General features: G+C 41.0%; 18 protein-coding genes. 17 read left to right on the top strand and 1 reads right to left on the bottom strand.

Going from position 1 to position 22,229, the window contains the following annotated elements:
• Positions 1-140 precede the first annotated feature (140 nt).
• The 15 genes from E0H89_RS00530 (at position 141) to E0H89_RS00460 (ending at position 17,981) form a co-directional block, all read left to right on the top strand.
• Positions 141-611: a crAss001_48 related protein gene (locus E0H89_RS00530; protein WP_131213612.1), complete on the top strand. Its 471-nt coding sequence runs from the start codon at positions 141-143 to the stop codon at positions 609-611.
• 65 nt (positions 612-676) lie between these two features.
• On the top strand, positions 677-1,240 hold the full coding sequence (locus tag E0H89_RS00525; RefSeq protein WP_131213610.1) for a phage connector family protein: 564 nt from the start codon (positions 677-679) through the stop codon (positions 1,238-1,240).
• Positions 1,240-3,309: a phage tail protein gene (locus tag E0H89_RS00520; protein WP_131213608.1), complete on the top strand. Its 2,070-nt coding sequence runs from the start codon at positions 1,240-1,242 to the stop codon at positions 3,307-3,309. Before E0H89_RS00525 ends, E0H89_RS00520 begins: the two co-directional genes overlap by 1 nt.
• Positions 3,310-3,311: 2 nt before the next feature.
• A complete protein-coding gene (locus E0H89_RS00515) occupies positions 3,312-3,767 on the top strand; it encodes a GNAT family N-acetyltransferase (protein ID WP_131213606.1) in 456 nt (151 codons plus the stop codon).
• Positions 3,764-4,249 carry a hypothetical protein gene (locus tag E0H89_RS00510; RefSeq protein ID WP_131213604.1) on the top strand — a complete coding sequence of 162 codons (486 nt, stop codon included), beginning with the start codon at positions 3,764-3,766 and terminating at the stop codon, positions 4,247-4,249. Before E0H89_RS00515 ends, E0H89_RS00510 begins: the two co-directional genes overlap by 4 nt.
• Positions 4,249-4,674 (top strand): hypothetical protein, encoded by a 426-nt coding sequence (locus E0H89_RS00505; protein ID WP_131213602.1) that lies wholly within the window; start codon positions 4,249-4,251, stop codon positions 4,672-4,674. The genes E0H89_RS00510 and E0H89_RS00505 overlap by 1 nt, the downstream gene beginning before the upstream one ends.
• The gene (locus E0H89_RS00500; RefSeq protein WP_131213600.1) at positions 4,674-6,731 is read left to right on the top strand and encodes a methyl-coenzyme M reductase; all 2,058 of its coding nucleotides are present in this window, start codon (positions 4,674-4,676) and stop codon (positions 6,729-6,731) included. The genes E0H89_RS00505 and E0H89_RS00500 overlap by 1 nt, the downstream gene beginning before the upstream one ends.
• Entirely contained in the window at positions 6,731-9,616 is a 2,886-nt protein-coding gene (locus E0H89_RS00495) for a lytic transglycosylase domain-containing protein (protein ID WP_131213598.1), read from the top strand. Before E0H89_RS00500 ends, E0H89_RS00495 begins: the two co-directional genes overlap by 1 nt.
• Positions 9,617-9,619: 3 nt before the next feature.
• The gene (locus E0H89_RS00490) at positions 9,620-12,148 is read left to right on the top strand and encodes a hypothetical protein (protein ID WP_131213597.1); all 2,529 of its coding nucleotides are present in this window, start codon (positions 9,620-9,622) and stop codon (positions 12,146-12,148) included.
• Positions 12,145-12,402, top strand: a complete 258-nt coding sequence (locus E0H89_RS00485; protein WP_131213595.1) for a hypothetical protein — start codon at positions 12,145-12,147, stop codon at positions 12,400-12,402. The genes E0H89_RS00490 and E0H89_RS00485 overlap by 4 nt, the downstream gene beginning before the upstream one ends.
• A gap of 59 nt (positions 12,403-12,461) precedes the next feature.
• Positions 12,462-12,797, top strand: a complete 336-nt coding sequence (locus E0H89_RS00480) for a hypothetical protein (RefSeq protein WP_131213593.1) — start codon at positions 12,462-12,464, stop codon at positions 12,795-12,797.
• A gap of 3 nt (positions 12,798-12,800) precedes the next feature.
• Positions 12,801-14,450, top strand: coding sequence for a phage terminase large subunit (terL, locus tag E0H89_RS00475; RefSeq protein ID WP_131213591.1), 1,650 nt, complete (start codon positions 12,801-12,803; stop codon positions 14,448-14,450).
• A gap of 10 nt (positions 14,451-14,460) precedes the next feature.
• The gene (locus tag E0H89_RS00470; RefSeq protein WP_131213589.1) at positions 14,461-16,836 is read left to right on the top strand and encodes an SGNH/GDSL hydrolase family protein; all 2,376 of its coding nucleotides are present in this window, start codon (positions 14,461-14,463) and stop codon (positions 16,834-16,836) included.
• 75 nt (positions 16,837-16,911) lie between these two features.
• Positions 16,912-17,193 carry a phage holin family protein gene (locus E0H89_RS00465; protein ID WP_131213587.1) on the top strand — a complete coding sequence of 94 codons (282 nt, stop codon included), beginning with the start codon at positions 16,912-16,914 and terminating at the stop codon, positions 17,191-17,193.
• Positions 17,190-17,981: an N-acetylmuramoyl-L-alanine amidase gene (locus tag E0H89_RS00460; RefSeq protein ID WP_131213585.1), complete on the top strand. Its 792-nt coding sequence runs from the start codon at positions 17,190-17,192 to the stop codon at positions 17,979-17,981. Before E0H89_RS00465 ends, E0H89_RS00460 begins: the two co-directional genes overlap by 4 nt.
• Before the next feature lie 24 nt (positions 17,982-18,005).
• Here the strand turns inward: E0H89_RS00460 and E0H89_RS00455 are convergent, their stop codons facing one another.
• Complete coding sequence (locus E0H89_RS00455) at positions 18,006-19,223, bottom strand: tyrosine-type recombinase/integrase (protein WP_131213583.1); 1,218 nt, start codon at positions 19,221-19,223, stop codon at positions 18,006-18,008.
• A 1,165-nt stretch (positions 19,224-20,388) separates the two neighbouring features.
• On the opposite strand from E0H89_RS00455, the gene glnA reads away from it, so the two are divergent.
• Both glnA and E0H89_RS00445 read left to right on the top strand, forming a co-directional pair.
• Complete coding sequence (gene glnA, locus E0H89_RS00450) at positions 20,389-21,804, top strand: type I glutamate--ammonia ligase (RefSeq protein WP_171459106.1); 1,416 nt, start codon at positions 20,389-20,391, stop codon at positions 21,802-21,804.
• A 91-nt stretch (positions 21,805-21,895) separates the two neighbouring features.
• On the top strand, positions 21,896-22,171 hold the full coding sequence (locus E0H89_RS00445; protein WP_131214002.1) for a hypothetical protein: 276 nt from the start codon (positions 21,896-21,898) through the stop codon (positions 22,169-22,171).
• Positions 22,172-22,229: the final 58 nt, after the last annotated feature.

Raw genomic sequence — 22,229 nt, 5'->3', positions numbered from 1 at the left:
GTCTTTTTTATAAGGAGCAGCCAAAATGATTCAATTCTTAATGTGTCTTTTTGGTTTTCATGGTGCGACTGAAGTTGAATACGCGGCTGATGAAGAAACCAAAGTATGTCGCGATTGTCTAAAAGAGAAAGGAAAATAAGATGTCTAAAAAATTATTAGCTTTATCAATGTGTGCTTATTTGGGTTCAATGGCTGTGCATGCCGCAACTATGACACGTCAAGAATATAATGATTTCCGTGGGTGGCAATTGCCTGAAAGCGAAAACGGTGAAGATCAAGGTTATTTGATTGAAGACCGTGAAGGTAAAAAAAATACTGAGCAGCTTGAAGGTTTTGTTCAGTGGTTGCCTGAAGATGAGTTTAAGCGAAAGTTCAAACCACAACCAAAAACCCACATCGAACGTATGCTTGAAGAAAAAGAAGCTCTTGATACAAAGCTTAATGCGCTGAAATCATTTTTAGCCAAAGTTGCTACGAATGAGGCACCGATGCTAACGGATGATCAGGTGGGTAATTTAGAAGAACAATGTGAAGCTATGCAAAGCTATTCGGACGTTTTAGGTATTCGCATTGAATACGACAAAGAATATTTAAAAGCTGTAGGCGGCTAACTCTAACACCCAACAAACCAAACCTTAAAAGCCTTCAAGATCATTAAAACTTGAGGGCTTTTTCTATGACAACTACAAAAGTTTCAATCTGCAATGAAGCACTGAGCATGATTGGTGCAAAGACAATTCAATCCTTTGATGACAATACAGAAAATGCACGTCGTTGTGCAGCTATCTACGATTCATCACGTCGGGCATTGCTTCGTATGCATCCTTGGTCATTTGCCAAAAGACGCGCACAGCTTGCACCAGTGACAACTTACCCCGCATTTGGTTATAGCCATGCTTTCCCATTACCTAAGGATTTCATTCGCGTCATTAGTGCAGGTGAATACAATTACGAGTTTGAGGAGCGTCATATTCTTGCTGATACCAATCTAATTAACCTGGTGTATGTAGCAGATCAGGACAATGAAGAACTATGGGATTCACTATTTTCTGAATGCATGGCGTTGTATCTGGTCCATAAGCTTGCTAAGCCAATCACAGGCAGTCAAACCGAAGCTGATAGCGCATGGCAAAAACTACAAAATATACTTAAACAGGCACGTGCGATTAATGGTCAGGAACGTCCGGCACAGGACTTTGCAGCAGATTATTACCCTTCATTGATGGGAGTGCGTTACTAATGAAGCAGCACATCATGAAGAATAATTTCAGTGCCGGTGAATTAGCTCCAACACTGTATACACGTACCGATATTCAGCAGTACAGCAACGGCGCAAAGACGCTTAAAAACGTGATTCCATTGGTAGAAGGGGGTGTTCGGAAAAGACCGGGTACTTTCTTTTTAAGTACTCAGGATAATGCAGTCCGTTTAATTCCGTTTGTTGTGAATTCGAACAATTCATTTTTGATTGTTTTAAAGCCTAATCTAATTGAGGTTATTAATCCTAAAACAATGATTCGGATTGCTAATTTTGCAAGCCCATACACCAAAGAACAAATACCTAACATACAGTTTGTTCAGTATCGCTATGAAATGTTTATGACGCATAGTGAAGTGCCGGTTCATCGGTTGTCATGCAATTCAGATTATTGGAATTGGCAAATCAATGAGTTTGTTTATTCGCATGTTCCAACTGATTCTGAAAGTGCACGCTACCCATTTCGAAAGGGTCAATCATCAGGAAAGGATCTGGGCGTATTCGTATCATTCACACTTCAAGCAATCAACAATTGGGTTGAAACACAGCCTTATTTAGCTGGTGACGTTGTTGCTTACACTGGTATTTATTTTCAAGCACTTCGAGACAACACAAATAAGCAGCCTGATTTAAATTTCGCAGATTGGGCACCCACTACAGCTGAACTCGGGGCGGTATTTACTGCAGCAGATGTAGGTAAGTACATCGAAGTAAACGGCGGGATTATTAAAATTACGCAGTACATCAATGCAGATTGGGTCAACGGCGAAATTCTTAAAAAGCTTGATGCCAATATTCTAGCAATTGAGCGTTCATGGGGCATTACCCCTCCTGCATTCAATGGGGTGAATGGCTACCCTCGTTGCTGCACTTACTATAAACAGCGTTTAGTTCTGGCCAATACAAAAAAAGCACCGAATAAAATTTGGTTTAGTGGTGTGGGTGCCAATGGTAATTTCCTTGAAACCACAGAGGATGGCGATGCATTCAGTATTGTTTCAGCATCAGGTTTAGCCAACAGTATTTTGTTCTTAGAAGCACAGCGCGGTGTGGTATGTCTCACATCGGGCGGTGAATACATGGTCGACTCAGACGGCGCCTTGACACCTACAACCGTAAATATTAACGAACACAGTGCATATGGTGCTTATCCAATCACACGGCCTGAACGAGTGGGTAATGAATTGCTATTTGTACAACGTGGCGGTGAGCGTGTACGTGCCTTGACCTATCGTTTTGAAGTGGACGGATTGGTTTCTCCGGAGATCAGCTCTTTATCTTCTCACATTGGTGAGATCCACAAAGGTATCAATGAAATTTCATACCAACAAGAACCCGAAAATATTGTCTGGTGTGTATTGGGTGATGGCAAAGTAGCATCGATTACATTTAACCGAGATCAAGAAGTCATTGCATGGGCGCAGCATGATTTCGGTGGATCTGTACTTAGCATTAGTTCTATTCCGACTCAACTAGGCTCAGATCGTGCATTCATGCTCATCAATCGTGGTGGAACTGTTTGTTTAGAAGAATTGTCTTTTGATGCCTTGGTTGATTCTCAACGTAGCGTAAATCTTGTCGCTGATACCGTAGACAAAGGCGTGACCTACCTAAACAACATTTCAGCTTATCAGCGTGATGGTGATGCAGTTTACCAGGTTGGATTTACTGACAATGGTGCAACCATGACATTTGATGGAATGGCAGGGCAATCTATTAATTTTGGTCAGGCTATCGAATGCATTGTTGAGCTATTTCCGCCAGAGCTTAGCCAAGCACCCATGTCATCACTCATGCATAAGGCAAAAGTAGACCGTATAAGCTTCTTCTTTAACAAAACCATTGCACCTGAAATCAACGGTGAATTAATCGAATTATTTACCTATGGTGATAACCCTTTAGAGCCTCGAAAACCCCACACAGGCTATCACTTGCATGAAGGTGGATCATGGGAAAGTCTGCATGAAGTGCCTTTAGTAATTTCACACAACAAACCGCTACCGTTTCACTTGCAAGCTATAGCTATGCAAATGTCTATCAATGAGAAATAACCATGCGATTACGTGTAGCAACGCTTCCCGATGTGCCTGCAATGGTCGCATTGGGGCAGGAATTTATTAAAGAAGCGCCAAATTATCAAAGCCGTCCTTACGTTACTGAGCATGCAGAAAAGCACTTCACCAGTTTAATTAAGGGTGGCGGTGTGATCTTTCTAGTTGAGCATCAGGAGCAAATCATTGGTGGTTTTGTGGGTCGTATAGGTGGTGACTGGTTCAACGATATAAAAATTGCATTTGATGATGTGCTGTATGTAGCACCTGAGTTTAGAAAATCCAGAGCAGCTTACATGCTGATTCAAGCGTTTATCCGATGGGCACAATTGATGGGTGCTGATCGTATCCAGTGTGGTACCACAACAGGCGTTGAATCGGCGGCATGCATTCGTTTGTACAAACACTTTGGATTCACCGAATACGGCACAGTATTGGATTTGGAGCTAAAAGCATGAGCGATATTATTTCACCGGATAATACTGGGCTTTTGGCTCATATCTTAGGCGATATTCAAAACAAGGCTTATATCGACGTAGTCCGTAATGTTCAGCAGCAAATTACCGATAATGCTGAATTGATTGATGTGCCTGTAGTTCACCACTTTGCACCTGGTGTTTATATGCGCCAGATGGATGCTAAAGCAGGAACTCTTGTCGTTAGCAAAATGCACCGTACGGAGCATATGAATATCTTGCTCACTGGATCTCTAACCGTCGCTACTGAAAACGGCATTGAATTATTGAAGGCACCGGTTGTTTTAAAATCCATGCCAGGAACAAAACGCATTGGTTATTTTCATGAAGATAGTTCATGGATCACGGTGCATCCGACCAATGAAACAGATTTAGAAATCATTGAGCAGCAAGTAATTGTACCGGATGATGAGATTGATCAATTCCTTGCATCACTTCCAAGCAAATGTAAGGAGATTGAATAATGTCGTGGATGGCAGTAGCAGCAGTGGCAGCAGTAGCAAGTACGGCTATTGCAGGTATTTCAGCATACAACTCTAACAAAGGCATGGAAGAACAAGCTGAAGCCGATGGTAGAGCACAATCAGCACGTGGGCGATTAGAAGCTGAACGTATCCGCAAGGAAAAGGAAAAGGCTCAGTCAACAGCACGTGCAGCACTTGCAGGAAATGGGCTTGATGTGAATGAAGGTACATCAATTGTCATCAATGATGAGATTGAAAGAGCAGGTAACTATGATGCGAATATGGCTGAAATTACAGGCTATAACTCATCACAACAATTAAAAGCCGCGGCTAGTCAGCATAGAAGTAATGCCAATACAGCAGCAGCTACAGGTGTCTTAAATAGCGTTTCGGCTGGTTTAAATACTAAAAATGGGTGGAAATAATGGCTAAAATTCCGATGGGTAATTTTGGTAATGCGATGCCCAGTATTGATCGTATCCAAATGCCACAAAATCAAACGGGTCAGATGATTGTAGGTGCATTGCAGAATATTTCTCAAGTTACTGGTAAGCGAGCGCAAAACCTACAGCAAGAACAGGAAAAAGCAGAAGTATCAGCTAAGGTTTTGGAGTTGCACAACAACAAGATTGACGAACAAGAAGCCAAAATCAAGCTTGATGATACGCTTACTACTGAAATGAACGAGCAGGTGACATTGCTTAAAAACGATGTATCCAATGGAGCACTAAAAGCCCAAGATGCAAATGCGACTTTGCAGAAATGGTCACAAGATCGTTATAAGCAGCTTGAAAATGAAATGCCTGGTCATGCTCAAAAACAGTTAAAGCAATACTGGGATGAAAACGTGATTAAGCAGGCACCCGGCTTTTTACCGTTACAACTTCGTGCTGATGCTCAAAAGTCTGTTCAATTGGTGGATCGTGCTTTTGATATTGCAACTCGTTATGAAGAAAAACAGGGTGAGGAATATTTAGATACCTATCTAAGCACCGCTGATATATCTGAAGCCGCTAAGGGTGAGATGCGCCAAAAATACAAATCCACTCGTAACTTGATGTCAGTCGATGGGGTCATTAGTGATGCTGTATCAGCTAAAGATACGGCAAGACTACAAGGCTTAATTACTGATTTAGATGGTGGCAAGTATGCATATCTTGACGGTGCAACGGCGCAGCAAAAGAAAGCACAGGCTTTAAGCCGAATTGATGCCATTACCAAACAAGTTGAAGTTGAGGAAAATAAACGAAAAACAGAATCAGGCAAGGTATTTAATGAGTTTAAATCTCAGGTTTTGACTGGTCGTGCCTTGGATGATGATTATCTGGTGAATGTAGGTACTGCGGTAAAAGGTACTGAGCATGAAGCGGAATATCAATTTTATAAGCAACAGTCTACCAACTTTCAAAGCTTTGGCCGTAAGTCTACCAGTCAAATGTTAGAGCTGATTAATCAGCAAAAAGCCAAAATGAAGAACAGTACAACCAGTGATGCTGTGACTGAAGAAAAGGTTTTGGGTGTGTATGAAAGTTTATACCAGGAGAAGCTAAGTTTACTCAAAGATAATCCAAATCAAGCGGTACGTGAAATAGGGCTGAAAGTTAATGAGCTCAGTGCTACTGAATTAAAAACCAATCCTTCTTCCTGGACACAAAAAGCGATTGATAATGGTACAAGCCAGTTAGCCCTTAAAGATGCAAATATAAAACTTGCACCAATTTCTGCCGAGGATTTACCTGAAGCTAAAAAGGCTTTCGAAGGCATGGGGGTAAATGACAAAATCAATTTCATTGGCGGCTTGGTTTCCAATGCAAAAAAATACGGCACAAAAGGTCATGCAATCTGGGGGGCTACTTTGGGTCAGTTAGGCGGTGGCGACCAGTCATATATCTTGGCAGGCATTGCACGTATGAATGGCTTTAAATCAGATAAAGGTGAAGATGTAGCAACTGCAATTGTGAGTGGTACACAGGCACTTAAAAACAAGCAAATGCTTATGCCGAAAGATGAACTACTGAAGCAAAAATTTAATGAATATGTGGGTAATTCCGCTTCCGGTAATACCGCCAACATGACGTTTTCAGGCTTTAAATCTATTTATGCTCACCTTACTGAACGTGATAACTATCAGCATAAAGATAAGGATGATATTAGCGATTCTTTAGCAAAAACAGCATTAAGCATGGCGACTGGTGGTGTGTACGAGCAACCAGTGAAATATGGTAATCAAAAGAATTGGAAAGTATCCAAACCATACGGCATGAGAGATGATGTATTTAACAATCACCTAGAAAGCGGCTATGCGACAATTTCAAAAAATACAGGTATTCCAGTATCTGATCTTGAAGGTTTTCGTTTACGTCGTTCGGATAAGCGTTCTGCAAAGGGTGAAATTCAATATGATTTGATCAATGAACGTGGTAATCCGTTGCAATCGGGCGGTAATTACTGGCGTATCAATATCAAAGGAGCAACCAAGTAATGAGTAACTGGCTGTCAGAATATTCAGGTGAAGATCAGCTGCAGGTCGATCAGCTCAACGCCAAAGGGATTGCACATAAAGCAACCCAACAAAAAAAAGAGCCTGGCTTATTTGATGGTGCTGGCTCAGCTATCCCGCGGGGTGCTTTAGCGGGTGCGGTAAAAGTTGTTGATACGGTTGCCAAGCCTTTTGAACGTGTTGCTGACCACATTGGATATTCTGTCAACGACACATTAAACGGTGGTTTAGATGGGGCGCTTGATGTACGTGAGCCATCATTTTCCGAAATTCATGCTGATAAAAATAAAGAACGTCAAAACAAGTTGGTCATGGAAATTGAGCAGCTTGAAGATAAAGAAAATACAGGGCTGATCGGCAATATCGGTTTTGGTGTTTCTGACTTTGCCACACGTGCAGTACTTGGTAGCTTGGCAGGTGGTCCCGTGGGTGCGGTTGCTACAACCGGATTATCTGAAACCAATTACAGTTATGAAGATTTAACGCATAAAGGTGTTGATTCTGGTACGGCTGCAAAGGTTGCTGTAATTGATGGTGTGGTAGCAGGTGCATCGGCTGCTTTGCCTATTAACTATGGTTTTAAAGGCGCAGGCGGTTTAGTAAAAGATGCAGCATTGTCTATTGGCGGTGCAACAGCGTTATCTACTGGTGGTCAGGCTTTAAGTGGGGAAATTCTCAAATCAGAGGACTACAATAAACAAGCCAAAAAATATGAAATTACCGCTGAAAGTGTCGGCACTGAACTTGTCTTGAATGGCTTGTTATTCGGTGCAGGTCGTTATGCTCAAGGCTTAAATAAAGATATTGATGCAGAACTACATAATATTGATGTAGATGCATTAGAGACTAGAAATACACAAATTCAATCCGCATTGGTTTTGAATGAAATGCAGCTTGAGGATGCAGCCGCACCGGTTAAACCATCTGACCCAATTCAGCACAATAACCATCTTAAAAACATGAGTGGTGCAGTTGAAAGCTTAAAAGCAGGTCGTCCGGTGAATGTGGTTCATCCTGTTAAAGGTGAAGAAAAACAAAAGCCTGTTAATTATGATTCTATGGCTTTACCAACCAATGCAAAAACAATTGCACGTAGAGCACAGCAAGAGGGCGTAGATCCGTCGGTAGCATTAACCATTTCCCATCTTGAAACAGGTGGCTCATTCAGCCATACAGCCAAAAATAAAAAATCTACCGCACACGGCTTGTTTCAGGTACTTGATAAAACTTGGAAGGGTCAAGGCGGTGGTGATCGGAACAACGTTGATGAGCAAATCAAACAAGGCTTAAAACACATTAAGAATGCTAATGCATCAATGCGTAAAAGTTTAGGACGTGATCCGGTTGCCCATGAGCAATATCTAGGTCACTTACTTGGACCGGGTGGAGCAGCTGCAGTTTTAAAAGCAGACCCAAATGCAAAGCTGATTGATATTGTCCGTAAATATGATTCTAAGAATGCCGATGCCATCGTGAACAATAACGGTATGTCTGGCTTATCGGTTGGTCAGGCTATTGGCAAGTGGCAAACCAAGTGGAATCGGCTTAGTTCTCGTTATGGCGGCAATGGCACCAGTACCGCTATTGGCATGGATGGATCAAGCTATGACATGGCCTATGAAGTTAAATCACTAGATGAACTAATTGCATCAAATGATGCAGCATATGGCGTAAATCCTAATTACCCATCTGAATTGCAGCCACGTGATCGGACACGCGAAGCATCACGTCAGCAGATTGAGGATATGGCGAATGATTTACGTCCTGAACTACTAGGTGAATCAAACATGCTGTCAAACGGTGCCCCAATCATCGGCATGGATGGTGTTGTTGAATCAGGCAATGGTCGAACACTGGCCATTGGTAAAGCTTATGAAAATGGACGCGCTGAAGAATACCGTGCCTACATTGAACAATATGCAGCGGATCGAGGTTGGGATATATCAGGCATTAATAAGCCTGTTTTAGTGCGTACACGGCTTACTGATACAGACCGTGTGCAATTCACCAAGTTAGCGAATGAGTCCGATGTGTCGCAATTCAGCGCGTCTGAGCGTGCAGCCAGTGACGTAGATCGTTTGCCCGATGCTTCACTTCTTCAAATTAATGGCGACGGTACGATTAATTTAGATCAGTCAATGGACTATGTTCGCAACTTCATTGCATCGTTACCAAAAGCAGAACAGGGCAGCGTTATCACTGGTGATGGTCGATTGTCTCAAGAGGGTAAACGTCGTATTGAATCAGCCGTTGCTCAGCATGCATACGGTGATTCTAGTCTTGTAACGAGACTGGCTGAAAACTTGGATGATGATAGTAAGACCGTACTTAATGCTTTGCTTCGTGCAGCTCCACAATTGTCTCAGTTAGACGCTTTGGTGAAACAAGGTGGTCGTCATCAAAACAGTATTGCCAAAGACTTGGCACAAGCAGCACAAAAACTGAGTGATTTAAAAGCCAGTGGTATGCGTGTTGATGATTATTTAAATCAAGGCCAGTTGATTGATGATGGACTTGCACCTGGTGCGCGTGATTTCTTAAATGTATTTGATCAAAACAATCGTAGTGCAAAAGCAATTGGTGAAAACATCCAAAGCCGAATAGATGAAATTGAATCTATGGGAGATCCGCGACAAGGTTCACTGTTTGGCGATGGTCCAGAAGAATCAGCCGCATTAGATATCATCATGCAAAACCCTGATCAACATATCAGTGTGACTCGTTATGATCCTGACGGTAATGTTGAAGAAATCACAATGACCTTACGTGAACGTCTGGATGAGTTGGAAGCCGAAGCAAAACAAGCAGAACAAGACACACTTGCAACACAAGCAGCAATTAGCTGTGCGCTACAGTTTGGAGAATAAATAATGAAAGACCAATGCAAAGCAGCTGTAGCCAAAGCTCTCGGCAAACAATCATTAAACCAACAAGAAGCCACGGACATTGAAAACCGGATCAAGGATGCTATGAAGTCTTTAGCCAAAAAAGATATTCAGAATTGGCGCAATTTATCCGATGCAGACAAGTTGGTGAAAGCCGGTGAATTTGTTGCTACCGATATTCAGGAACAGTTAAAACGAAAGCATAAAATAGCGGCTCAAGACATTTTAACGCAATCTAAAAACCTTGCTGCTTTAGATCATACCAACTTAACCGCCAGTGAAGTTGTAGACCGAATAGTGGCACCGCATGGCGATATGTCGGGGGTTCAATCGATTGATTCTAAATCACGTGCCATTGCTTCAATTTACCGTGGTGATCTGGTGGACTTCTACACCAATATCAAAGGCGGTTTAGGTATATTTACTGATGCAGATTTAGTTCAAAAAATTGTACGTGAACGTTTTGGACAAGACACTGGCGATGCTTTGGCCAAGAAGATCAGCGACAAGATGGGCGATGTATTTGAAGGTATGCGTCAGCGGTTCAATAGATCGGGTGGTGACATTGGTAAGCTTGATGATTGGGGATTGCCACAAACACATGACTTACAAAAAATCGCTATTGCCGGGAAAGATGCATGGGTAAACAAAGCTGAAAGCCTGATTGATACATCCAAATACGTGCATGAGGATGGTTCATTTTATTCTCAACAACAGATTCGTGAATTGCTTGAATACTCGTTTGATACGCTCACCAGTAATGGTGCAAACAAGACTGAAATAGGTCGTCAAGCTGCAGGTGGTTCATCATCCAAAGTAACCAGTCGTCATTCTGAAAGTCGTGTACTGCATTTTAAAGATGCCGATGCCTGGTTAGATTACCAATCTGATTTTGGTGGTATGCCTTTTGTAGATCTGGTGGAGGCGCACATAAATGGATTATCTAAAGATATTGCACTGGTTGAAAACTTGGGAAGTAATCCACGTAATGCCATGCGTATTTTGATGGATGCAGCAGAGAAAAAAGATTGGGCAAAAGGTGTTGATGCCAATGTCACAGGTAAATCACGTAAACGCGCACAAACCATGTTTGATGAGTTTTCAGGGCAGAACACACCACAGTCAGAAGTACTGGCTAATTTAGGCTTGGCGTATCGCTCTATGAATGTTGCATCGATGTTGGGTGGTACCACACTTTCATCTATCACCGATCAGGCAATGATTGCCAAAACTGCTTCTATTCACAACATTGCATTCCGTAAAACCTTTGGTGAATTACTTACACAATTGAATCCTAAAAATTCAGAAGATCGTGAACTGGCACACAGCTTAGGTTTAGCTACTGAAGAAATGCTTGGATCTATTGCACGATGGTCGGATGATGGTCTGACTTCGGTACATGGTAAATCTCAAAAGTTAGCACGTGTATCAAGTGGTATTGCTTCACAGGTCATGCGTGTTTCTGGACTTAATGCATTAACAGCAGCTTCAAAAGTTGGCTTTAGTAAAATGCTGATGGAGAAATACGGACGTTTAAGCCGTGACAAAGCATGGTCAGACCTACATGCAGATGATCGTGAGCTCATGGAAAAAACCGGATTGAGTGAACGTGCATGGGAAGTAATGCGCCTGGCTGATCCAGTTGTGGACCGTAAAGGCAATCAGCTTATGTCGGCTCGTTCTATCTATGAAATTCCAGATGAGCAATTAACTAAGTTTGGTAATCCGCAAAAAGTAAAAGATGAAATTGCATCCCAGTTTCAGGCCCATTTACTAGATGAGCAAGGCATGGCAGTTGTTGAAGCCGGACTGCGTGAACGTACCTTTATGACACCTGGTCTGAGAAAGGGAACAGCTATGGGCGAGATTGTAAAATCCATGCTGCAATTTAAATCATTCTCTGCATCATTCTTAATGCGTCACGGTTCACGTGCAATGGCTCAACCAACCTTGGGCGGCAAAGCTGCTTATGCTGCTTCATTGATTGCTATGACCACTGTTTTAGGCGGTTTGGTTGTTCAACTAAAAGAACTGGTAAACGGTAATGATCCATTAACAATGTGGGATAGTGAAGATCCGGAAAAGTCTTTAGAGTTCTTTAAGCGTTCATTTGTAGCCGGTGGTGGTCTGCCAGTACTTGGTGATATTTTAGTTGCAGGTATGGACGCCAGTGGACGTGATGCAACCGATTTCTTAGGTGGTCCATTCGGTTCAGACTTTAAAACCCTATTAAATTTAACAGTAGGCAATGCAACTCAAATGTCTAATGGCACAGAAACCAATGCAGGCAATGAGGCGTTTAAGTACCTTAAAGGTAAAGTTCCTGCTCAAAATTTGTGGTACACCAAGGCTGCAACAAATCGTATGGTTTTCGATGAATTTCAAGATATGATTGCACCAGGCTATAGAGAAAAATTATTGCGTAAGGCTGAGCGTGAGCATGGCCGAACTCGCTGGTTAGGTGATGATATTGGCGATATTCAGGCTCCGGATTTTGAGAGGGTGGTTCAATGATTAAATGGAAATATAAAGGCAAGCATTATTATTTTGATCACGTGCCTGCGCTTGGGATTATTGCTTTTTTGTTTGGTGCTCCAATGTTGGTTGCATGGTCTGAAAATCACTACATCAATTATTTATCGCCTTGGAATATCATTCCGGTTGCACTGGCAATCTATTTGATTTACTTAAACTGCATTAATTCATATAAGCCATACTATTTTGACAAATCGGGTAAAAAGATTATTGGTGAAGAGCCGAAAGACTAAACACCCAACAAACCTCCACCTGATCCCTCGTATAAGTAATTTATACGGGGGATTTTTATATGCGTGACGAAAAGAAAACTGGAAAGTTAAAGCCTGAAACCAAAGAGAAATTGGAGCTTTGTTTAGAGATGGCCTCAATCGATGCGGTGGATTTACTCACAGAAGCATACGGTAAAGACATTTTTGACAAAGAAGGGCGAGGTGACAAAGTTTGGCTGTACAAAGGCGCAAAAGAAGCCCTGACATGCTTGGAGAAATTAAAGCGCGTATTGTTTGATGATGAGCAAACCACTGGTAGTACAGATGGTCGCAATATTTCGGCAGAGGCACAGGCAGCTAAACTGCTTGAAAGCGTGGCTAAAAAGTTAGAAGAACGCAAACAGCGTCCGAGCTAATTCATGATTAAGGTCAGCTTTGCTGCGTTCTTTCTGATTTATGCGGAAGCCATGAATTGGGAAGTGCCGGATTTCCATTTAGATGTCTGTGATTTCTTGGAGGATTACGGGCCGCTTGGCTTATTGATGATGCCACGTGGTCACGGTAAATCTACGATTCTGGATATCTATAACGCATGGAAGCTGTACTGCAGTAATGAGCATTTAATTCTGCACCAGGCGGCAACGGACAAGGATGCAGCAAAAGCCAGTCGAGGCACTGAACAGGTTGTTGAGAAGCATCCACTGTGCCAATTATTTGGTGTGCATAAAGCACGTGGTGAACTGCAAAAATGGTGGATCAGTGGCTCGAGTGATGTACGTCACGGCTCTATTCATGCACGCGGTGTTCTTTCCAACGTTACTGGTGCACGCGCTAACGAGATCCAAAACGATGACGTGGAAATGCCTTCCAACATCGGCACACCAGAAGCACGTGAAAAACTACGTTATCGCCTATCTGAACAAACTCACATTCTAATACCAGGTGGACAAAAGCTATTTGTCGGCACACCGCATACGCACGATTCCCTATACACGCAGATTCAAAAACTAGGAGCGAAATGTATGATTTTGCGTATGTTTGAAAAAGAAAAACGATTTGAAAATATCACTGAATGTTTAAGTGATTTTGATCCGGTTTATATTTTTAGCGGTATTAGCAATACAGCACGACTACTCAAAAGAGACCAGGATTACTTTATTCATAAGATTGGTGCTGCTTTCAAGATCATGTTCAAGGAAACCCATTATCTGATTGACCTATACAGTGAATCGCTATGGCCTGAACGTTTTACTGATACAGAAATGGATAAGCGTCGCAAAGAGTGTCGAACCCTGAATGAATGGGATTCACAGTATCAGATGCATGCCAAGCCTATTGGTGATGTGCGTCTTGATCCTGACAAGATGATTCCTTATGACTGTGAGCCAGTTTTAAGACGTGCCAATGGTAAATACATCATGATGCTGGGTGATCGTCAGATTGTTGGTCTTACCATGCGATGGGACCCATCATCCGGCAAGCTTAAATCGGATATTTCATCCGTGGCTTTAGTTCTACATGATGACTTTGGCGTGAAGTACTGGCACAGATCTATTGCACTGACTGGTGAAGTTGTCACACATGATGCACATGGAAATATCACTGGTGGTCAAGTATGGCAATTATGCGACCTGATTGAGCAATTCAATGTTCCGAGCTTAACAATTGAAACCAATGGCATTGGTAACTTCGCACCTGCAGCTTTAAAAGGCGCACTGAAAGCACGACGTATTCGTTGCGGGGTGAAAGAACAGCACAATACCGGTAATAAAAATAAACGCATTTTGGAAGCACTAGAAGGCCCATTAATGTCAGGTTTGTTATGGGTGCATACCTCAGTCATTGATACGCCGGAAGAAGGTGAAAATAGCTCAAGGCAGTACAAAAATATGCGCATGTTCAACCCTGCAGTTACTGAACAACCAGATGATGATCTGGATTCTTTGGCGGGTGCCGTCACTGATTCACCAGAACGCATCGGTAAAATACACAGACAAAACGAAGCCCATGAATCGCCTAATTGGAGGACAAACGGTGGTGAAGTTGAAGCCGCCTTAGATTTCGATTAGGGGATAAATCATGGCAGTACCTGAAGAAACGCCATACATTGAGTATGTAGCGAACGGCAGTACAACTGAGTTTGCTCTAGGATTTTATTGCATAAATGATAGTGAGCTTATTGTCACAATAAATGAAATAGAGCCATTGGTGGGTGAGTGGGAATTAATAGATGGTTATATTAAATTTTTAATTGCACCACCTGTTAATTCATTAATTGCAATTAAGCGTAATAGTACTTTATCAAGAACTAGTGACTATCAAACTTATGATAATTCATTGCGCCCTCAATCAATAAATGTTGATTTTGATCAAATATGGCGAGTACTACAAGAATTTGCTCTTCAAAATTCTTTAACTCAAATAAAGTTTCAAGAACTTATCGATCAATTAATTAATGGCAATATTAATGGCTTACCTGCTGAAATATTAGCTCGCATAGCCGGTGATGCAGCAAATTCAATTCTAATAAATCAAGAAGCTTTACGTGCTTATTCTGTCGAACAAAATTTAGAATACTCAGTTCAAGTTGAAAAAGATCGTGCTATTGAAGCTGAACAGAATTTACAGACACAAGTGAATGTAATTGGTGTAGGAAACAAGGGATACAAAACCTACGCACTTATGGATGCAGATAAAGCCAATATTCCTGCAAACTTCAAAGTCACTGTAACCAATGACGCAACGTCTTCAAATAATGGGGATTGGCAGTGGGATGGGGTTGTATTCACCAAGTCAGTTTATGACCCAATCACACAGTCAAATAACTTCACAAAAAGCCTACTGCCTACAGTTTTGAGAGAAAATATGTATAACTCGGCTAATAATACTTCTGGGTTTTATTTAAGACCTGCGGATGGTTTTATTATCGGCCAAGCAGGGAATGCAATTACATCAGTAGCAGTAGAAGCAGGTAAAACTTACGCACTTTATGCAGCAGATGTTCGTTCTGCTTATTTAATTGTCAGCTATAGCACAACAAATAGCGTCTCAGGTGGTAAGCAAAATACACTTGCAACACTAAACAGCACAGCAGATCCGAATATCAAGACATTCACTGTCCCTGCAAATATGAAGTTTGCTTTCATAAATGTATTGTGGCCAAACTTTAGTTTTGATATTCGTGGTTCATTAGTTGTGCAGGAAGGCTCAACAATTGAGTATGTTGTAAAGCAAGCAAATGGGGTGGGTGTCTTTGATTCAAGTGCACAAAAAAGACTGGACGACCTAGATGCTGCAGGTGTGGTTGTTCGATCTGATGTACTTCCCTCTTATACTGGTCCTGCTGTAGCCAAAGTTGCACATACTGGATTAAATGTAACCCCTGCAAATGGTTTACTACGTACTGCAACTGGTACTGATATAGCGCAATTTAATATCACTGAAGGTAAGCGATATTTAATCAAAGCACCAGATTTACGTGCTGCTTATGTTGCAGTTTCTGTAAGTCCAACAACCGATGTTTTCGGTGGTAAACCACAAACGCTCGTCACTCTTACTGAAATTGATGCAACGACAAAAATATTTACTGCACCACCTAATATGAAGTCAGCTTGTATCAATACGCTTTGGTCAAACTTCACTTTAGATATTCGAACAACCTTGGTAATTGAGGAATTAGAAGCACTTGAGGTAACTAAAATTCTCGGTGTTCCAGTCACGGATAAAGCGGCACAGCAAAAAATTAAAGCTTTAGAGGATGGTGGCGCAGGTTCTGGGTATGTGTCGATTTTAAAAAATAAAAGTGTGGTGTGGATTGGGGACTCAATTACTGACGATGCTAACGGTTGGGCGACTAAACGTTATCACGACATCATTGTCGAAACTGTAGGTGGCATGACAACTCAAAACTTAGGTGTTAGCTCATCAGGCTTCGGTAATCGCACTACTGCAGCTTCATATATCACCTTAGAAAACCCCGATTATATTATTCCTTTTATGGGTACAAACGACTTTGGTGTTTTGAATCGTGAGCGAAATGCAAGTGGACTAGCTTATGAAATGGGTGATTTTTTAAGCTCAACGCACTTGACAGTATCAGGGGCTATTAATCTCACACTGACAAATATTTTTGCAGCATATCCACTTGCAAAAATTGGAATTATTACACCTTTACCGCGCGGCACCAGGGCGGGTGGCATTGAGTTTCCGTCACCCAATTGGGGTGAAAACCCACCCAAAAATGTGGATGGAGTTAGCTTAGAAGACATTGCAAATGAGCTGATTAGATACGCAAAACACTATAGTTTACCGATTTTAGATTTGTATCATCATTCGAATTTTAAAGCGTGGAGCATACCTTTTCAAAATGCTTGCATGACTGATGGTGTGCATCCGAATGATCTCGGTCATGCAATCATCGGACAAAAAATACTTAAATTCATGGAATCGCTTTAACACACAGCAAAACCATATCAACCCTGATCTAAAGTTAAATCGGGGTTTTTTAATGTCAAAAATTGGGGGGGATTCATGCAAGAGCATGAAAAAAATTTACTTTTACTTATCGTAATCGGGGCATGTATTGGTTTTGCCAAGCTGCTTGTTTCAGATGAAAAACTGACTTGGCGATTAACAATTGGCAGAACCATCTTAGGCGCAGCAACATCAACGATTGCAGGCGCCATCATTCTGCAAATTCCTGATATTAGCCCACTAGCCTTGATTGCGATTGCATCAGCTCTGGGGATTTTGGGAAGTACATTTATTGAAAACTGGCTTAAGTCGCAATCTACAAAATGGGGTGTTAAATGAAACTAATCGATAACTGGAAGCAGGCCTGGAAACTCAAGTCGGTACAAGTGGGCGCAATTAGCGCCTTTTTCTACATCTTCATGTATGCTGCTTTTGAGTTGCTTTGGCAATTTGGAACTTATTTCCCTCAATTATGGGCTGTGGTTCCTGAAGAAATTAAACAGTTATTACCGCACTCATGGGTTGCTTGGTTAGGTTTCTTAAGCAGCGTCTTAGGTATTTTTGCCCGGTTACGTGCACAACCTGAATTACATGAAGTAAATCAATTCGTCACAGTCACAGCGGGGCACTCTAATAAAGATCCTGGTGCAGTAAATGGCAAATTTAAAGAAGCCGAACTGGTTTCTCAATTTCGCAATGCAGTCGCATATTATTTACGTGAGGCAGGTATTCAATACAAAACGGATGGTGCTGGCACACTCAACCAAGACTTAAACTCAGCAATTAAACTGATTAAAGGATCATCCGTAGCAGTTGAATTCCACATGAATGCTGCGGCATCAAAGCAAGCGAATGGCATTGAAACCATTGCATTACCCAAAGATAAGAAACTGGCTCAAGAGCTATCTAAAGCTGTAGCAGACGTTTTTGGCAGTCGATTGCGTGGCGATAATGGCTGGATTGATCAATCACAATCAGCACGTGGAAAACTTGGATTTATCAGTAATGGTGGTTTAATTGTAGAGCTTGGTTTTATTTCAAATGAAGCTGAATTGGCACAATTTAATGCGAAGTACTGGACTGCTGCTAAAGCTGTGGCAATGATTTTGATTAAGTATTCAAAGTGATTTGAGGGCCCTCAAGTAAGGGATTTATTCTTCCCAGCTATCAATAATATCCGCCCAGTCTTGAAGCATCTGTCTGCGTTCAGTCAGGTGCTTTGAATGGTCGTAAGTCGCTTTGGTTTTATTGGCTTCTTGGTGAGCTAATTGCTTTTCAATCCATTTCTCATCATATCCAAGCTCATTTAACAAAGTTGATGCAGTAGCTCTAAAATCATGCGCTGTGACATTCTGCATGATGTACTGCAATGCTCTATTAATTGTAGTCGCTGGCATCATGCCGCCATTATAAACAGCTTCAAACACATACTTTTTACGACCTGTTAATTTCTTTTGGCGCAGCAAAATTTGATAAACCTGTTCTGACATCGGCACAATATGCGTCTTATTTTTCTTGGTGAGTCGCATGCCTTTTTTAAGCTGTTCACGTGTCTGCTTTTCAAAAGTAATAGTCTTGTTTTCAAAGTCAATAAAAGACCACTGCATGCGTCTAATCTCAACTGTTCTAAGCATTGTGTAAAATAAGCATAGAATGGAATTCACTGTAGACTCGGCACCACCATAACTTTTAATTCTTGATCGAAAATACTTTCGTTCAGCTAAAGTTAATGGCCTTGCATGCTCAACCTCTGGGCGCTCAATCACTTCACGTACCGCATAGGTCGGATCATTCTCAGCTCTTAATGTCGCAATGGCATACCTCATCACAGAGCCAATCTTCTTTCTATTTTCAATTGCTGTAACTTCGCCAGTGCCTCGGTTGTTCTGATCCTGCACACGTTTGACCGTATTTTGCATAATCTTAAGCACGTCAGCCGATGTAACGTCTTTAATGTTCTTATGACCAATCACACCAAATACATCTTTTTCCATGGAACGGCGAAAAGCATCTATATAAGTTTGTGATTTTTCACTTAGTCGCTCAGCTGCATATTCATTCGCAATAATCGCAAAGCTATTTTTATCTATGTTATTTAAATCCAATTTTTGCTGCTGACGGTGTGCAGCTGGATCTATATTGTTTGCGAGTAAGGTTTTTATTTCTTCTTGTTTTTGTCTTGCTTCAGCTAAACCGATAATAGGATACTCACCCAAACTAATCATGGATGCCTTACCTGCGAAGCGATAACGTACACGCCAGAGCTTTGCACCAGTTGAGCGGACTTCAATACAAAGTCCACCTTGGTCTGCAATACGATAAGGTTTGTCCATTGGTTTTAGTTTTTTTATCTTGGTATCGTTGAGCATGTGAGTAACGCGATGACTTGAGTATTGTTACTCACTATATTACTCACAAAAGTGTTTAATTCAATTTAATTATATTTAATGGCATTTAACACGGATTGTATAAAAATAAGGACTTGCTGATTTTGTTTTAATGGTATTTAACAGCATTTAATTGTAGTGGTTATTTTCGATCATTAAAAGCATGAGCTAACCTATTGAAATTTATGCACTTATATGTGCTAGAATAGTCCAGGAATACTCACGTTATGTCCAGTTTCAGAGCGCAACCTTATGTCAATAAAGCTTATTAAAACGGATAAAAAACGGAGTGTGAATAATCATAGCAAAAAATAAGCATTTTCGGCTGAACTATTTCTATGATAATGATTTTAGAGGGATCACATGATGAGAATAGGCGGGTTTATTTGCATTTTATCTTAAGTGAAATTCATCATTCGTTATTTCAATCATTAAAAGCAAATCTAAATATGGCGACTGTATTCAAATTTAAAATCAATAAAATCAATAAAATTAATAAAATCAATAAAATCTAAAATTCAAGTGAACTATTAGATTAATCATAAGTAATTTAGATTTGTATTAAGATTTGATTAGTTGAAGCTGTGCTTAATAAAAGAGCATCAATAAAAGCGAAGGCTATCTAGCCCTGATCCCCAAAATGGCGCACTGTCCCTCTTTATTTAAGTGTTGAAAAAAACGGCGGATTAAAGTGTAAGAAATATAAAATATTGTAAAAATAATGAGATAGGATTGTTCTAATTTTAAATTTAGAAGTGAGGATAAAATGAAAGAGTCGATATATTATCTAATCAAATCATTAGCATGGATAAAAATTAATTTTTAATTCCTTATTTAAATCTAATATTAACAAAATTAAACAAAGTAGCTAAAGATCAAGCGTATTTACAACTTTTAAAAATAAATCTGCACCATTTTGATACACTGGGAGCGGCTTTTTAAACAAATATAATCTAGAGTGTTTGAATATGGTGCATTTGCATTTGCACACAGTATAATAGCCTCAAACTAAAGTATCTAAATCTTCTATTCTGATAAAGAATTCAATATTTTATCTTTGTTTTTTAAAGTTGGTATGGGAATTGCTTAATAACTGCCAACTACTAACACGCACTTAGCAGGTGCAACAAAAAATCATCGGAGCAAAATGAGCATGGCGAACAAGGTCCTTCAACTCATCCAAGAAAGTGGCGCAAAATGGGTCGATTTTCGCTTTACTGATACTAAGGGTAAAGAGCAACACGTAACTTACCCAGCAGATACGATTGACGAAGATACATTTGAAGACGGTAAAATGTTTGATGGTTCTTCAATTGCAGGTTGGAAAGGCATTGAAGCGTCGGACATGATTTTACGTCCAGATGCTGAAACATGCTTCCTTGACCCATTCTTTGCTGAAGCAACAGTTGTTGTCACTTGTGACGTGATTGAGCCTTCAACTGGCCAAGGTTACGACCGTGACCCACGTTCAATTGCTCGCCGTGCAGAAGAATATTTAAAATCTACAGGTATTGGGGATACTGCATTCTTTGGTCCGGAACCAGAATTCTTTGTTTTTGACGAAGTGAAATGGGAAATCGATATGTCTGGCGCGCGCCATACATTAATCGCTGAAGAAGCTGCCTGGTCAACCAACAAAGATTATGAAGGTGGTAACTCAGGTCATCGTCCACGTGTTAAAGGCGGTTACTTCCCGGTTCCTCCTGTGGATTCTTCACATGATATGCGTGCAGAAATGTGTGCAAAAATCGAAGATATCATGGGCCCTGGTCGTGTGGAAGTACATCACCACGAAGTTGCATCTTGCCAGTTAGAAATTGGTGTGAGCTTCAATACTATGGTTCGTAAGGCGGACGAAGTACAACAGTTCAAATATGCAGTTTGGAACGTTGCGCACCAATATGCTAAAACAGCGACCTTTATGCCTAAGCCTATGGTTGGCGATAATGGTTCTGGTATGCACGTTCACATGTCAATCTCTAAAGATGGCAAGAACTTGTTTGCAGGGGATGAATACGCAGGTTTGTCAGAAATGGCGCTTTACTTCATTGGCGGTGTGATCAAACACGCACGTTCATTGAATGCGATTACTAACCCTTCTACTAACTCGTACAAGCGTTTAGTGCCACATTATGAAGCTCCGATTATGCTTGCTTACTCAGCACGTAACCGTTCAGCGTCAATCCGTATTCCTTACGTTTCTAGCCCGAAAGGCAAGCGTATTGAAGCACGTTTCCCAGATCCAATGATGAACCCGTACTTAGGTTTCGCAGCATTGTTGATGGCTGGTCTTGACGGTATCCAAAACAAGATTCACCCAGGTGAAGCTGCTGACAAAAACTTGTATGATCTTCCTCCTGAAGAAGAAGCGAAAATCCCTACAGTTGCGCATAGCCTAGATATGGCGCTTGAAGCACTTCAGGCGGATCATGACTACCTGTTAAAAGGTGGCGTATTCACTAAAGATATGCTTGATGCATATATCGAAGTTAAAACTGAAGAAGTACGTCGCTTGAATACGACGACTCACCCAGTTGAATTCGACATGTACTACAGCCTTTAATTCTGATCTGAATTTAAGCTTGAAAAAACCCGCGCATGTCGCGGGTTTTTTTGTATCATCTGTTTATATTAATGAATATTAGATGACCTATATGGCACAGCGTAAAAAACACACCAGTTTCTATCCTTGGGTTAATCCAAAAGATCATGATCAAGGTTTTAAAATGAATTTTTCTGCTGTGACGTACCTAGAAGTAGGCCGTACTGTGGAAGGTTATAAGCAGGCAGAATTTGTAGCTTTAAAAAATCCCGAGCTGGCGCTGGATTATGCTTATCCGCAAAGTTTTTATTTGAGTGCTGAAGGGATGATTTTAATCAAGACTCCGCAAGGCAAATTTGAAGTGATTGCCAAGACGGATAATTGTTAATCATATTTGATTGAATAGGGTGAGGAAGTGAGGGTTAAGTGAGCTCGGCTATTGCTAA

This window comes from Acinetobacter sp. ANC 3781 (assembly GCF_004331285.1).
Taxonomy (GTDB): domain Bacteria; phylum Pseudomonadota; class Gammaproteobacteria; order Pseudomonadales; family Moraxellaceae; genus Acinetobacter.
The sequence above is the reverse complement of the archived record's forward strand: the minus strand, read 5'-3'. Positions and strand labels throughout refer to the sequence as shown.

Excerpts from the sequence above, each read along its gene's own strand:
- E0H89_RS00510 (WP_131213604.1), top strand. The coding sequence starts at position 3,764 with ATGAGCGATATTATTTCACCGGATAATACTGGGCTTTTGGCTCATATC.
- E0H89_RS00505 (WP_131213602.1), top strand. The coding sequence starts at position 4,249 with ATGTCGTGGATGGCAGTAGCAGCAGTGGCAGCAGTAGCAAGTACGGCT.
- E0H89_RS00530 (WP_131213612.1), top strand. The coding sequence starts at position 141 with ATGTCTAAAAAATTATTAGCTTTATCAATGTGTGCTTATTTGGGTTCA.
- E0H89_RS00490 (WP_131213597.1), top strand. The coding sequence starts at position 9,620 with ATGAAAGACCAATGCAAAGCAGCTGTAGCCAAAGCTCTCGGCAAACAA.
- E0H89_RS00520 (WP_131213608.1), top strand. The coding sequence starts at position 1,240 with ATGAAGCAGCACATCATGAAGAATAATTTCAGTGCCGGTGAATTAGCT.
- E0H89_RS00525 (WP_131213610.1), top strand. The coding sequence starts at position 677 with ATGACAACTACAAAAGTTTCAATCTGCAATGAAGCACTGAGCATGATT.
- glnA (WP_171459106.1), top strand. The coding sequence starts at position 20,389 with ATGAGCATGGCGAACAAGGTCCTTCAACTCATCCAAGAAAGTGGCGCA.
- E0H89_RS00515 (WP_131213606.1), top strand. The coding sequence starts at position 3,312 with ATGCGATTACGTGTAGCAACGCTTCCCGATGTGCCTGCAATGGTCGCA.
- E0H89_RS00465 (WP_131213587.1), top strand. The coding sequence starts at position 16,912 with ATGCAAGAGCATGAAAAAAATTTACTTTTACTTATCGTAATCGGGGCA.
- E0H89_RS00500 (WP_131213600.1), top strand. The coding sequence starts at position 4,674 with ATGGCTAAAATTCCGATGGGTAATTTTGGTAATGCGATGCCCAGTATT.
- E0H89_RS00485 (WP_131213595.1), top strand. The coding sequence starts at position 12,145 with ATGATTAAATGGAAATATAAAGGCAAGCATTATTATTTTGATCACGTG.
- E0H89_RS00480 (WP_131213593.1), top strand. The coding sequence starts at position 12,462 with ATGCGTGACGAAAAGAAAACTGGAAAGTTAAAGCCTGAAACCAAAGAG.
- E0H89_RS00455 (WP_131213583.1), bottom strand. The coding sequence starts at position 19,223 with ATGCTCAACGATACCAAGATAAAAAAACTAAAACCAATGGACAAACCT.
- E0H89_RS00445 (WP_131214002.1), top strand. The coding sequence starts at position 21,896 with ATGGCACAGCGTAAAAAACACACCAGTTTCTATCCTTGGGTTAATCCA.
- terL (WP_131213591.1), top strand. The coding sequence starts at position 12,801 with ATGATTAAGGTCAGCTTTGCTGCGTTCTTTCTGATTTATGCGGAAGCC.
- E0H89_RS00470 (WP_131213589.1), top strand. The coding sequence starts at position 14,461 with ATGGCAGTACCTGAAGAAACGCCATACATTGAGTATGTAGCGAACGGC.
- E0H89_RS00460 (WP_131213585.1), top strand. The coding sequence starts at position 17,190 with ATGAAACTAATCGATAACTGGAAGCAGGCCTGGAAACTCAAGTCGGTA.
- E0H89_RS00495 (WP_131213598.1), top strand. The coding sequence starts at position 6,731 with ATGAGTAACTGGCTGTCAGAATATTCAGGTGAAGATCAGCTGCAGGTC.